General features: G+C 59.6%; 11 protein-coding genes. 4 read left to right on the top strand and 7 right to left on the bottom strand.

What is annotated here, in order from left to right; genetic code table 11:
• The first annotated feature begins 24 nt into the window (after positions 1-24).
• Positions 25-1,386, top strand: a complete 1,362-nt coding sequence (locus Tal182_RS28540) for a NosD domain-containing protein (protein WP_085861677.1) — start codon at positions 25-27, stop codon at positions 1,384-1,386.
• A 111-nt stretch (positions 1,387-1,497) separates the two neighbouring features.
• Entirely contained in the window at positions 1,498-3,159 is a 1,662-nt protein-coding gene (locus Tal182_RS28535) for a glycoside hydrolase family 32 protein (protein WP_085861676.1), read from the top strand.
• 78 nt (positions 3,160-3,237) lie between these two features.
• Here the strand turns inward: Tal182_RS28535 and Tal182_RS28530 are convergent, their stop codons facing one another.
• Positions 3,238-3,645, bottom strand: a complete 408-nt coding sequence (locus tag Tal182_RS28530) for a carboxymuconolactone decarboxylase family protein (protein WP_085861675.1) — start codon at positions 3,643-3,645, stop codon at positions 3,238-3,240.
• Positions 3,646-3,943: 298 nt separating this feature from the next.
• On the opposite strand from Tal182_RS28530, the gene Tal182_RS28525 reads away from it, so the two are divergent.
• Positions 3,944-4,873: a TauD/TfdA family dioxygenase gene (locus Tal182_RS28525; protein WP_064812242.1), complete on the top strand. Its 930-nt coding sequence runs from the start codon at positions 3,944-3,946 to the stop codon at positions 4,871-4,873.
• A gap of 82 nt (positions 4,874-4,955) precedes the next feature.
• Here Tal182_RS28525 and aspA read toward each other — a convergent pair whose 3' ends face one another.
• The 4 genes from aspA to Tal182_RS28505 all read right to left on the bottom strand — a co-directional run bounded on the left by aspA (position 4,956) and on the right by Tal182_RS28505 (position 10,301).
• Positions 4,956-6,383, bottom strand: coding sequence for an aspartate ammonia-lyase (aspA, locus tag Tal182_RS28520; RefSeq protein ID WP_085861674.1), 1,428 nt, complete (start codon positions 6,381-6,383; stop codon positions 4,956-4,958).
• A 100-nt stretch (positions 6,384-6,483) separates the two neighbouring features.
• A complete protein-coding gene (locus tag Tal182_RS28515; RefSeq protein ID WP_085861673.1) occupies positions 6,484-7,587 on the bottom strand; it encodes an asparaginase in 1,104 nt (367 codons plus the stop codon).
• Positions 7,588-7,652: 65 nt separating this feature from the next.
• A complete protein-coding gene (locus Tal182_RS28510) occupies positions 7,653-9,125 on the bottom strand; it encodes an amino acid permease (RefSeq protein ID WP_085861672.1) in 1,473 nt (490 codons plus the stop codon).
• A gap of 234 nt (positions 9,126-9,359) precedes the next feature.
• The gene (locus Tal182_RS28505; protein WP_085861671.1) at positions 9,360-10,301 is read right to left on the bottom strand and encodes an AraC family transcriptional regulator; all 942 of its coding nucleotides are present in this window, start codon (positions 10,299-10,301) and stop codon (positions 9,360-9,362) included.
• A 42-nt stretch (positions 10,302-10,343) separates the two neighbouring features.
• Between Tal182_RS28505 and Tal182_RS28500 the strand changes: the two genes are divergently transcribed.
• Positions 10,344-11,078: an SDR family oxidoreductase gene (locus Tal182_RS28500; RefSeq protein ID WP_085861670.1), complete on the top strand. Its 735-nt coding sequence runs from the start codon at positions 10,344-10,346 to the stop codon at positions 11,076-11,078.
• 39 nt (positions 11,079-11,117) lie between these two features.
• On the opposite strand, the gene Tal182_RS28495 is transcribed toward Tal182_RS28500, so the two are convergent.
• Both Tal182_RS28495 and Tal182_RS28490 read right to left on the bottom strand, forming a co-directional pair.
• Positions 11,118-11,825, bottom strand: coding sequence for a FadR/GntR family transcriptional regulator (locus tag Tal182_RS28495; RefSeq protein WP_085861669.1), 708 nt, complete (start codon positions 11,823-11,825; stop codon positions 11,118-11,120).
• Positions 11,826-11,891: 66 nt separating this feature from the next.
• Positions 11,892-12,593 (bottom strand): FadR/GntR family transcriptional regulator, encoded by a 702-nt coding sequence (locus Tal182_RS28490; protein ID WP_085861668.1) that lies wholly within the window; start codon positions 12,591-12,593, stop codon positions 11,892-11,894.
• Between the last annotated feature and the right edge of the window lie 26 nt (positions 12,594-12,619).

The raw sequence follows: 12,619 nt of genomic DNA, 5'->3' as shown, positions 1-12,619 counted from the left end.
CTCGCTGTCCGAGGAGACATGACAATGCTCAGCGAAAATTGTTACGACGTCACCAAGTATCCAACAGGCAACCCTCGTGAGGATATTGGCGCCGTCATCAATAGCATCATTGCCGATATCAAGAACAGGCAAGCGGTGGTCGATGCCAATGACGGCGGAAAACCTGGATCGGTTATCCATATACCGCCGGGCGATTATCGTCTTGTCACTCAAGTCGTTATAGACGTGAGCTATCTGAAAATCGTTGGCTCTGGGCATGGTTTTACATCGTCGAGCATCCGCTTCAACACACCCGCAGGCGAGTTGGCCCACTGGCACGAAGTGTGGCCGGGCGGAAGTCGAATCCTTGTGGACACGTCTCCAGAGGCCGCGGACGCTGAGGCTGCTGGTGCCGCGTTTTATGTCAAGCGCAGCGGAAATCCTCGGATAAGCTCTGTGGAGTTTGCTGACTTTTGCATCGATGGCTTGCACTTCATCGATGATGGTTCGGGGCAAGACGACGCAGAAAACACATACAGGAACGGCAAAACGGGAATCTATGTAGGCAGCGCCAATGACTCATTTCGAATAACCGGAATGGGCCTTATCTATCTGGAGCACGGAGTTACCGTTCATGATGCAGACGCGCTCGCGATAGACAACAATTTCATCGCAGAGTGCGGCAACTGTATCGAACTGAAAGGTATGGGGCAGGCCTCAAGAATAGCAGATAATTTTGTCGGCGCCGGATATAGGGGACACTCAATTTACGCCGAGAATTACGCCGGCATTCTGGTATCCTCGAACAACGTATTTCCTCGAGGAGCAAGCAGTGTCCATTTCTCCGGCGTGGTGCGATCCTCGGTCACAGGAAATAGGTTCCATTCCTTTTATCCGGGAATGTTGGTTTTTGCTGCTAACTGCTGCGAGAATTTGGTCTCCTCAAATCACTTTCTGCGAGACCGAGAGCCATGGGCGCCGATGCAGAAGTACGACAATGGCTTGGATGATCTGTTCGGGCTATTGCAGATTGACGGCAGCAACAATTCGGTGATCGCGAACCATATTTCACACACCATAGACACTCAATATATCAGGCCTCCCGCAGCCAAACCCGTCATAATCAATGTAGTTTCCGGCAATGGAAACTACATAGCCAACAACCACATCGTGGCCACCACAGAAATACTACAAAAAGACCGGAGCGATGCGCCAAACAGTGCCTGTTTTTCAACACAAGTGAGCGCATTGCTTTCAACCGGGAATTCGACATTGCTCGACGTAACGACAGTGTTGGTGCAAAAGGCGTCCGTACGGAACACAGTCCTGGACTCCGGAAATGTCGAACAAGTGGTGATGGACAGAACGGCAAATGCATTCAGGGGCACTCCGGTCCCTGGGCAATAGACCGCAGCCGCCAAGCCTCTCCCGCCGGTCGTGGGACCACAAGTCCTCTTCCCGAGAACAACTTGGGCCAGTCTTCGCACCGGCCGTTCTTCACTCAGATTGCATCTTCAAATGGCTAAAGCGACTGTCTATTTTGCTTCGGGCGAGCGTTTGGAATTCTGGGCAGTTGGCGCTGGGACCGTCACCATTTCACAACATAGTGAGACCCTCTGGCACGTGCCCGCTTTCGAAGCTCGTCCATCATACTATTCCTATCACCACCGCGAGGCCGGCAGCGTCGTCGTTGAATGGGATCGCCCGGAAGCATTCCTTTGGGCTTACTCCTACGATCCGGCAACTGTTGCGGAGGCCGGCATAAAGCTATGGGAATTCAGCACGGATGAAATTCTCATTCGCGCAGGAAAGGAAATTGACACATGGCTGCGAAGCGATCCTCAGCGGCCTCGAATTCATTTTTCTCCTTGTCGCAACTGGATGAACGATCCCGTGGGTCTCTGCAGGATCGGCGATTGCTGGCACCTGTTTTATCAATTCCATCCGTGCGGCGGCGACTGGGGGCCAATGCACTGGGGACATGCTACCAGTCCTGATCTGTTCAACTGGACACACATGCCGGTTTTTCTCCATCCGGAGCAGAACCTCTGGCGTCTCGGTGCAACCGGAGGCGCATTCTCCGGCAATGCATTTCAGGATAGGGATGGCAACCTGATGTTCTTCTACACGGAACGCCTGCCGGCTTATGACCTTTTCAAAGGTTATCGAGAAATACAGAAGATCGCCCGGCCGGACCGGCGGATGATCAAGGCGGAAAGCATCTCGGCGGTGCTCGAGCAGCGCCCCGAAGGCGTTGAGCACGACTTCCGCGATCCAAAGGTATGGTGGGATGAAGCCTCCCGCGCCTATCGCATGGTGCTCGGCGCTTCTATTCATGGCGACCCGGCAGTGTTGCTTTACGGTTCGGAGGATCTGCTTGAGTGGAAATACCTGGGACCGTTGTACCGTGCACCGCCCTTCTTCCGCGAGCAGGGCGCCAGAGCAGTTGAATGCCCAGATTTTTTTCCCCTCGACGGCAAATGGGTGCTGATCATGGGGCTTGTCGGACACTGTGATCCTGACAGCGGGCGCCACAACCTGCTCTACGGGCTCGTCGGAGATTTCGTCGATGACCGCTTCATTCCGGACTCCGATGCCCTGCAACTCCTCGATTTCGGCAGCGACTTTTATGCGATGCAGAGCTTCGCGATGGGTGGCAGGCAGATTGCCTTTGCGTGGCTCTTCAATTGGGAGTTCCGCAAGCCTGCCGGATCGCCGTATTCCGGCGAGTTGTCCTTACCCCGCCAGCTATCGCTGGATGCGCGCAACAGGATATGTATGAGACCCGCTGACGAAGTGGAGCAGGCCCTCACTCATGCGCCTCTGTCTTCCGCAGAGCCCGGCACATATGTTCTGGACGAAGCGTCCGTCGATATCCGACTGAACGGGATGCTTGACGGAACAAGGATCACTGCGACCGAAGCTGGACGATTGTCATTTTCCATCGTGGTGGCAGATCAAAGTATCTCCGTACAGCTGCCACAAGACGACGGATCGATCCGTTACGCCGCGGCCATTACCGATGCGACGGATCTGAGAGTCATTCACGACAAGGGCATCTTAGAGATTTTTGCTGACGGAGGAGCCGTCTGCGGCACGCGGCGCGACTATCGCAACGTCAGACCGGACGATCTTGTTATCCTGTCAAAGGCACATGTGAACGTTTTCAGCCGGGAGTAGTCGTATCGTGCTGAAGGCGCTCTAAGAGGCAGATTCTGTATGTCGATGCCGTAGCCGCGAAGTTACGCGCGTCGTTTCCTACCCCACCTCGAATTCCGGATCTGTGGAAACCTGCATGGCGAGAGCGAGATGATTTGTCTGCGCGGCAAGCCCGATGATCGTCAGGAGTTCGCCATGTTGGGCATCGGTCATGCCGCGGGCTCGGGCGGCTGCGGTGTGGGATTGAATGCAGTACTGGCAGGCATTGGCCGTCGACACTGCGATGTAGATCATCTCCCGCGTCAACGGATCGATGGCGCCTTCGACCGTCATGACCGATTTGAGCGTCTCCCATACCCGCTTGAGATTGGCGGGATCGTTGGCAAGCGCACGCCAGAAATTGTTGATGAAATCAGTCTTGCGGGTCGCCCTGATGTCATCGAACACGGCTTGCACCGCCGGAATGGCCGCGGCCTCTTCATCCGACAGGAGTTTAATTGTTGCCATCGAAAGTTCCTTTCCGGGCGCCGACCAGGGCCTCAAGCATGATTTGTTCGGCGATCCCACACTGCCGGCGGAACATACGAAGAAATGACAACGGCTGCCAGCCTCCCTGCCGGTGAAGATATCGAAGATGGCTGTTTCAGGAAAACAGGCAAAATTAGAAATTATTGTCTACAGATTTAATAGATTATACGGTTCCATAGCCCTGTCGACTTCAGCACTGAGATTTCGAACGCCCAAAGGATGCGTCCTTGGGCGCATATGACCTGCCGACTTCTTCCAATATCAACAGGAGATTTCCATGAGCAATCCGGTTCTCGTCAATCAGATCATTTCCGAGTCCGATGTCGTCCCGCTAACCGGCCGTGTCGGAGCCGAAATCAAAGGTATCCGCCTTGGCGGAGATCTTTCGGATGCAACGGTGGCAGCCATCAACCAGCTTCTGCTGAAACACAAGGTCATCTTCTTCCGCGATCAGGGACATCTTGACGATTCCGAACAGGAAGTCTTCGCACGCAGACTCGGGGATCTTGTGCCTCATCCAACCCAGGGACCGGTCGCCGGCACGGCTTCCATCCTCAATCTCGATTCCAGCCGCGGCGGCGGCAGAGCGGACCAGTGGCACACCGACGTCACCTTCGTCGACGCCTATCCGAAATTCTCCGTCCTTCGCGGCGTCGTCATCCCGGCGGCCGGCGGCGACACGATCTGGTCCAACACCCATGCCGCCTATGAAAGCCTGCCGGCGCCGCTCAAATTGCTGGCGGACAATCTGTGGGCCATTCACAGCAACGCCTATGACTATGCTGCCGTGCGCCCTCGCGCCACCGCCGAAGAGAAGAAGCATTTCGAGGAGGTCTTCACCTCGACCATTTACGAGACCGAGCACCCGGTCGTGCGTGTCCATCCGGAAACCGGCGAAAGATCGCTGCTGCTCGGCAACTTCGTTCAGCGCCTGGTCGGCCTGTCGAAGAGCGACTCCGTAAAACTCTACGAGGTCTTCCAGTCCTACGTCACCGCCCCGGAAAATACCGTGCGCTGGCGCTGGAGAGCGGGGGATGTGGCGATCTGGGACAATCGCGCCACCCAGCACTATGCCGTCAACGATTATGGCGACCAGCACCGCGTCGTGCGCCGCGCCACGGTGGACGGCGATGTCCCCGTCAGCATCGACGGCCGCCGCAGTATTACGCACGTTAAGTCCGCCAAGCCGCAAGCTAAGGCTGCGTGATCGCGCACGTCAGTGTTGCCCGCCCATGAAGCGACAAGAGCTTCATGGGCCGGCCTTCGCAAGGGCAAACGAGCCGCATGCCTTACGAGAAGGAAAGCTTCTCGCTCGGCCGGGTCAGCGTTTCCGGGCGCAGGACCGCATCGAGATGCTCCTTCTGCATCAGACCGCGCTCGAGAAGGATTTCGTAAACCCCCCGCCCCGAATGATGCGCTTCCAGCGCAACTTCCGTGGCATTGCGATAGCCGATATAGGGGTTCAGCGCCGTCACGATGCCGATCGACTGCTCGACCGTCTGGCGCAGCCGATCACGGTTCGCAGTAATCCCCTGGATACAATTGGCTTCGAGCGTCAGGCATGCATTGGTCAGGTGGCTGAGGCTGCGGTAGAGACTGTAGAAAATCACGGGCTCGAAAGCATTCAACTGAAGCTGGCCGGCCTCGGCGGCCATGGTGATCGTCACGTCGTTGCCGATCACCTCGAAAGCGACCTGATTGACGACTTCGGGGATGACCGGGTTGACCTTGCCCGGCATGATCGAGGAACCGGCCTGCCGCGCCGGCAGGTTGATCTCGTTCAATCCGGCGCGCGGCCCCGAAGACAAAAGCCGCAGGTCGTTGCAGGTTTTGGACAGCTTGACCGCTACACGCTTGAGCACGCCCGAAAGCTGCACGAAGGATCCGCAATCCTGCGTCGCCTCCACCAGATCGGGCGACGTCACCAGATCGACGCCGACGATCTCAGACAGGCGCTCGCGCACCAGTGCGGCATAGTGGGGATGGGCGGTGATGCCGGTGCCGATAGCCGTGGCGCCGAGGTTGATCTCACGGATCAGCGAGACGGCTTCGGAGAGACGCGCCTCGTCTTCCGCAAGCATCAGCGCATAGGTTCCGAATTCCTGCCCGAGCGTCATCGGCACGGCGTCCTGCAATTGGGTGCGGCCCATCTTGAGGACGTCGGCAAACTCGATCGCCTTGGCCTCGAACGCCCGGCGCAGGACGGCCATGGCGTCGACCAGTCGGTGAACGCCGATCCAGGCGGCAAGCTTCAGCGCCGTCGGATAGACGTCATTGGTGGACTGCGAGAGATTGACGTGCTCGTTCGGATGCAGGTGCCGGTAATCGCCCCGGTTATATCCCATGATTTCGAGCGCCCGGTTCGCAATCACCTCGTTGGCGTTCATGTTGGTCGAGGTGCCGGCGCCGCCCTGGATCAGATCGACGACGAAGTGGTCGTGCAGCGCGCCGTCGCGGATCTCGCCACAGGCCGCGATGATGGCGTCGGCGCGTGTCCGATCGAGAAGGCCGAGGCTTGCATTGGCCTGAGCCGCCGCCTGCTTGATCGCAGCGAGCGACGCGATCAGGTCCGCCGATTCACGCAGGGTCTGACCGGTGATGGGAAAATTTTCGACCGCGCGCAGCGTATGCACGCCGTAATAGGCCGAGGCCGGCACGTCGCGGTCGCCGATCAGGTCATGCTCGACGCGGATTTTCGCAATATCGGAGATAGTCATTGCTGAACTTTCGAGAGACGGCGCTGCGGGCCTGAACTGCGGCGGCAGGCCGTAGAGATCATGGGTTAAGACGCGGCGGAAATTGCCGCATCCGAATGTGTCATCGGGTCAAAGCCGCAGGACTGGAATTCTCTCCGTCCGGCTTCGATCCGCGCAGCTTGAACGGAAAGGATACGCCGCCCGTCGTGACACCCATCGTGTTCACGCGCCTGGGATGATGAAACTCCGCAAGCGGATTGCGGCGTTCCGGCGAACCGATGCCAAGCTGCTCGAGGATTTCCGTCACGACGGCGTAGAGGATTTCGATGTTGCCATCCTCGATCTTGACCGAGATGCCGAGCGCTCCATCCGCCCCCAATCGCCTGGTATCATCCGAGGCGCGCACACCGATTGCGTAGCTGGCGTCGGCGCCGAGCTTGCCGATCATCGCGCCGTCGAATACGCGCATCAAAACCGTGCAGTAACGCCCCTCGCCCGCGACCAGTTCAGGATGGCGCGCCATCGCTTGGAAAACGCGAGCCAACGCTGCGTCTCGCGTCGACAAATCCTCGCGCCCCTCGCCTCCGTCGGCTGCCGAAGCAAGCTTGGCGTAGAGGCGCGCCAGGCGATCCAACGGAAAAGCGGGCGTCGGCAGATTGCATCCGTCGATCCCCCATTCGACGTCCTGCGGGTCCAGATCGCAGAGCTCTGCGACCGTCCGCTTCACGACCAGTTGCATTGGATGACCCGGCAGGTGATAGTCGTCGGCGCCCGCTCCGATGGCCCGGGCACCGGCAATCATTCCGACGTGTTTTCCCGAACAGTTGCTGCAGACCGCCGTCGGCGTATAGTCCTGCTTGATCCAGGTGCGATTCACGCTTTCCGACAAGGACGGATGGCCGCCGCAACGAAGGTCGGCCTCCTCGGCCTGGATCTTCGACAGCATGGTCCGCGTCCGCGCGATATGGCGCTCTTCGCTGCTGTGGGAAGCGCACATCAGCGCGAGATCCGCATCATCGAAGCCGTAGCGCTCGAACCCATTCGTCTCGAGGATGGCAAGCGCCTGAGCCGGCTTCGCGGCAGACCGGGCAAGCGTCAGGCGCGTCGGGTTTCCCAGCGCGTAAAGCAGCCTGCCCTTTCCATCGACGATCGCCGCATGGACGAGGTGACGGTTCTCGACGATGCCGCCACGATCGGTGACGACGAAATCCTCATTCGGGATCATTTCTCTCTCCATTGATGCGGTGCCCCGGCGCCTTCGGCGCGCCGGGGTAAGCCCTGCTGCGCCGGTCAGGCCAGATCGAGACCGCCGCGGTCGTCGCCCTGTTCGGCCGCGATCATGTGGATGCGCTCCCGCATCAGAAGCCAGCCGACCACCAGCGCCGGAATGATCAGCAGCAGAGAAGCGACCGTATAGGTGCCGACAGGATAATCGAGGGCCATCAGGATCACGACGACCGCCAGGAAGCCCAGCGTCAGCACGCCGGTGTAAGGCGCGCCGAACATCCGGAATTCAGGCCGCGCCAGCTTGCCCTGACGTGACAGGTGCCACAGCTTGAGCTGGCAGAGGACAATGACGCCCCATGCAGCGATGATGCCGAGCGCGGCGACATTCAAGCCGATCTCGAAAGCTTCTGCCGGAACGACGGCGTTCAGCACGACGCCGAAAGCTGTCACGACAGCCGTCACCGCAATGCCGCCATAGGGCACGCCAGAGCTGTTCATCTTCGCCAGCGCGGCCGGCGCCGAGCCCGAAATCGCCATGGAATGCAGGATGCGGCCGGTCGAATAGAGACCCGCATTGAGCGACGACAGCACCGCGGTCAGCACGACGAGGTTCATGACGACGTCGGCGCCCTGGACTCCGATCTTGCCGAAGAAGGTAACGAAGGGGCTCTCACCGCCCTTATAGGCGGTATAGGGCAGCAGCAGCGACAGCAGCAGAACGGAGCCGACATAGAAGACCACCAGGCGCAGCACGACCGTCCGGATCGCGCGGGGCATGACCTTGCGCGCATTTTCGGTTTCGCCTGCGGCGGTGCCGATCAGTTCGATCGAGGCATAGGCGAAAACCACGCCTTGTATCACCACCAGCGCCGGCAGGATCCCGCTCGGAAACATGCCGCCGAAGTCGGTGATCGTATTCAGCCCCGGAACGTGGCCGTCGATCGGCGTGCCGGAGACGACGAAGTAAACTCCGACGATCAGGAAGACGACGAGAGCGAGAACCTTGACGAGGCTGAACCAGAATTCCAACTCGCCGAAGACCTTCACCGACAGAAGGTTCATGGCGAGAACGAGAACCAGCGCCGTCAGCGCAAATACCCACTGATCGATCATCGCGATCCATGGGACATAGGCCTTGAAGAAATTCATATAGAGAGCCACCGCGGTGACATCGGCGACCGCCGTCATCGCCCAGGTCAGCCAGTACAGCCAGCCGACGGCAAAGGCGAGCTTTTCGCCGTAAAATTCACGGGCATAGGAGACGAACGAGCCCGGAGTCGGGCGATGCACGATCAGTTCGCCGAGAGCTCTCAGAACGAGGAAGGCGAAAAAGCCGCACAAAGCATAGACGAGCACGAGCGCCGGACCGGCCGCGGCAAGCCGACCGCCCGCGCCCAGAAACAGGCCCGTTCCGATGGCTCCGCCGATGGCGATCATTTGGATCTGCCGCGGCTTCAGCGCCTTTTTGTAACCGAGGTCCTCCTCGGCGAAGACCTGGCCGTCGGCCTCGGTTCTGGTGGATTCCATGACTGTCATTTCTCCTCCCTATCCTGGGTTTGGCAACCTCCCGGCCACCCCTCCGCGCAGTCGCGTCAAAGATGTCAATCTGCTATGCGGTCTGACAGGTTCGGATTAAATGAAGAGACGCCGCTCGGTCAAGGCCTTTCGTTCGATGTTGTGCATATAGGGACGCCGGTTGATCCAAAGGCAGCTGGGAGATGCCGGGGTTGATCCAGTACCCCGATCTCGCGGTATGAAAGAACCCGTTGGTCAGCGACCTTGTGATCGGGGAGTGTGACCAAAGGTCCGTTTGAAGGCGTGTCCGAAAGCGCTCTGAGAGAGATACCCGACTTCACTTGCAATGCGTGCGATGTCAGCCGCGGGCTCGCTCAGCCATTGCCTCGCCAAAAGCATTCTCCAATAGGTGAGATACTCTAGCGGCGGTCTGCCCACGCGGCGCGCGAAACGGGCCGAGAACGCCGATCGAGACATGCCAACCCTCGCCGCCAGGGTTGCGACAGTCCACGGGCGCTTTGTTTCACCGTGGATGACACGCAACGCTTCTCCAATCTGACGATCCGCCAGCGCACCGATCCAGCCAACGCAGGCGTCGCCCTGCTCGGCGACATAGGCACGGATTGCCTCCACGAACAGAACCTCCGCCAGCCTGGTCGTGACCAGTGAACCGCCGATGCGGTTCCGTCCGACCTCGCCATCGAGAAGCTCCAATGTCCGGGAAACTGCCGTCGCCGCGCCAGACGCGCCTCCGATAAGCAAGAAACGCGGAAGCGCGTCGAGAACAAAGTTGGCCTCGGCACTTGCGAACGTGATGCTACCGCCCATCAGAACCGTCTCATCACCGCCAAGACGGACGACGTCGCGGCCGGATTCCGCGTACAAGGCCGCGCCGTCGATCGGCGTCAACTCCGGGTTGCTCGCCACGACATGGGCTGCGCTGCCGATCAGGAACACGTCGCCTTCGGTCAAATGCTGCGGAGGGTGGTCAGGCAAGAGAATCCAACATTTCCCCCGCAGGACGGCCACGAGCTTCAATCTTTCCTTCTCCGGGAAAGACAGGCTCCAGTCGCCGCTGGCTTCCAGACGGGTTCTTCCTCCGCTGCGTGCACCGAGAGCGGTGAGCACATCAGAAAGCGGATCTGAGCGATTCATGGACGATCGCGACATACTCATGGCCTGTCGAGCATAGATCATCCAAGTCAGATTGACTACATCCAGTTCAAAAGGAGACCAGCCATGACTATCGAAAACAAAGTTGTCGTCATTACCGGCGCGGGCAGCGGAATGGGACGCGCCACCGCCCTCCACTTGGCCGAACGGGGCGCTCGTGTCGTGTTGGGTGGACGAAGGGAAGATCGGATCGCGTCGGTGGCCGCGGATATCAAGGCCATTGGCGGCGATAGCGCATATCGCAGCACGGATGTCACCAAGCGAGAGGACCTCACCGCGCTCGTTGACCTGGCTTGCAGTGAATTCGGCCGGCTCGACGTCATCGTGAACAACGCCGGCATTGGCCCGTTATCGCGTTTCGATGCCCTGCAGGTAAATGAATGGGACGAGACGATCGACATCAACGTGAAAGGCGTGCTTTATGGGATCGCCGCGGCGCTGCCGGTGTTCGGCAAGCAGCAGAGCGGCCATGTCATCACTGTCGTTTCGACCGCAGGGCTCCGGGTCCTGCCCAAGATGGGCGTCTACGCTGCCAGCAAGAATGCGGTACGCACGATCATGGAAGCGTTACGACAGGAGTCTGGACCAAATATCCGGGTGACGGAGATCTCACCGGGTGCGATCCAGACGGAATTCCTGAAAACGGTGGGGGACGAGGCCGAACAGGCGCGCCTTAGAGCATGGTCGGACAGAATTGCAATTCCTGCCGATTCCATTGCGCGCGCAATCGCCTTCGCCATCGACCAGCCTGATGACGTCGAAATCGGAAGCATCGTGGTTCGGCCAACCGCTCAGGACTAACCGTTGGGATTCAAGCCGTGATCTCTCGACAGACAGGATCTAGCGAGGTTCGCTGCCGATGAGACGGCTGACGGCCGTCTCCACCTTTTTAAGGTGGATTTCCATCGCGGTCCGGGCGTCGACCTCCGAGCCTGCGCGGATGGCTTCGACGATTGCGCGATGCTCATCGTTCGACTGCTGACGCCGCGGCCCGAGGACCGTCAGGAGACCGGATTGCTGCGCCATGGCCTCGCGAACCTCGTCGACGATATCGCGGAAGACGGCGTTCTTCGACGCCGCCGCGATCAGCCCATGAAACTCCGAATCCAGCCGCACCCAGGCCTCGGTATTTTCCTCCTGCTCCATCTGGTCGCAAAGTCCGAGCAACCGGGACAGTTCGTCACCGCTTCGACGCATCGCCGCCCAGCCGGCGGCCGATACTTCGACGTAAGGCCGCGCCTCCATCAGATCACGCGCCGAATAATCGCCGTAACTAATATTTCCGTCGCCGGCAGCCGCGAGCACATATGTGCCGCTGCCTGTTCGTGTCTCCGTCAGCCCTAAAATCTGCAGCGAGCGCAGCGCTTCCCGGACAATCGGGCGGCTGACGCTGTATTTTGCCGCCAGCTTTGATTCTGACGGCAGCTTCGAACCGGCTGCAAAACGGCCGGAAAGGATGAGGCTGCGCAATTCCTCGAACACAAGTTCCGAGGCGCTTTTGCGACTGAGGGTCGCGGGATCGGACAGCCAGTTTTCTAGATCGTTCATCGCGTGTATTCGATCGGTCGCGCGGGATATCCGGGCGCAAAATTGAAATCATGCCTTCTCGGCCGCTCATCTGTCATCGGCAATCCCGATGATGGAGCGCTTGACCTCCAGCAGGTGCTCCGCCATGGCTGCGCGCGCATGCTGCTCGCTGCCCGCGGCAACCGCCTCCAGGATTCGGCGATGCTCCGCGTTGGACGCTTTGCGCCGGCCGCGAACATGCTCGACCAGTTCGGATTGCGTCGAGAGCGCGCCGCGAACATCAGCGACGACTTTCCGGAAGATCGCATTGCCTGAAGCCTCCGCGATTTCTCCATGATAGGCCGCATCCATCCGCACCCATTTCTGGACATCTTCCTCCTCGTCCATCCGGTCGCACAAGGATGTCAGCCGGGTCAGCTGCTCGTCCGAGCGCCGCAATGCCGCCCAACCGGCAGCCGGAATTTCGATGCAAGGGCGCGCTTCCATCAGATCGCGGGCGGAATAGGCGCCGCCGCCGAGTTGTCGTGCGGGGCTTTCCGAAACGACGAAGGTGCCGCGGCCGGTCCTGGTCTGCGTGAAACCCAGCGTCTGCAGCGAACGCAACGCTTCACGCACGATCGCCCGGCTGATGCCGTAACGTTCGGCGAGCTGCACCTCCGAGGGCAGACGGATCCCGAGCGCCAGTTTCCGATCGACAATGGCCGTGCGGATATCTTCGAAGACCGCTTCGGCAGCGTTTCTTCGGCCTATCTCTTTCTTCTCCGAGAGCCATGAATCCATATCCCGCATCGAAGGACGATGCGGGCAATCCTGAG

The organism is Rhizobium sp. TAL182, from assembly GCF_002117725.1.
In the GTDB taxonomy this organism is placed as follows: domain Bacteria; phylum Pseudomonadota; class Alphaproteobacteria; order Rhizobiales; family Rhizobiaceae; genus Rhizobium; species Rhizobium esperanzae.
The sequence above is the reverse complement of the archived record's forward strand: the minus strand, read 5'-3'. Positions and strand labels throughout refer to the sequence as shown.

Excerpts from the sequence above, each read along its gene's own strand:
- Tal182_RS28540 (WP_085861677.1), top strand. The coding sequence starts at position 25 with ATGCTCAGCGAAAATTGTTACGACGTCACCAAGTATCCAACAGGCAAC.
- Tal182_RS28535 (WP_085861676.1), top strand. The coding sequence starts at position 1,498 with ATGGCTAAAGCGACTGTCTATTTTGCTTCGGGCGAGCGTTTGGAATTC.
- Tal182_RS28530 (WP_085861675.1), bottom strand. The coding sequence starts at position 3,645 with ATGGCAACAATTAAACTCCTGTCGGATGAAGAGGCCGCGGCCATTCCG.
- Tal182_RS28525 (WP_064812242.1), top strand. The coding sequence starts at position 3,944 with ATGAGCAATCCGGTTCTCGTCAATCAGATCATTTCCGAGTCCGATGTC.
- aspA (WP_085861674.1), bottom strand. The coding sequence starts at position 6,383 with ATGACTATCTCCGATATTGCGAAAATCCGCGTCGAGCATGACCTGATC.
- Tal182_RS28515 (WP_085861673.1), bottom strand. The coding sequence starts at position 7,587 with ATGATCCCGAATGAGGATTTCGTCGTCACCGATCGTGGCGGCATCGTC.
- Tal182_RS28510 (WP_085861672.1), bottom strand. The coding sequence starts at position 9,125 with ATGACAGTCATGGAATCCACCAGAACCGAGGCCGACGGCCAGGTCTTC.
- Tal182_RS28505 (WP_085861671.1), bottom strand. The coding sequence starts at position 10,301 with ATGATCTATGCTCGACAGGCCATGAGTATGTCGCGATCGTCCATGAAT.
- Tal182_RS28500 (WP_085861670.1), top strand. The coding sequence starts at position 10,344 with ATGACTATCGAAAACAAAGTTGTCGTCATTACCGGCGCGGGCAGCGGA.
- Tal182_RS28495 (WP_085861669.1), bottom strand. The coding sequence starts at position 11,825 with ATGAACGATCTAGAAAACTGGCTGTCCGATCCCGCGACCCTCAGTCGC.
- Tal182_RS28490 (WP_085861668.1), bottom strand. The coding sequence starts at position 12,593 with ATGCGGGATATGGATTCATGGCTCTCGGAGAAGAAAGAGATAGGCCGA.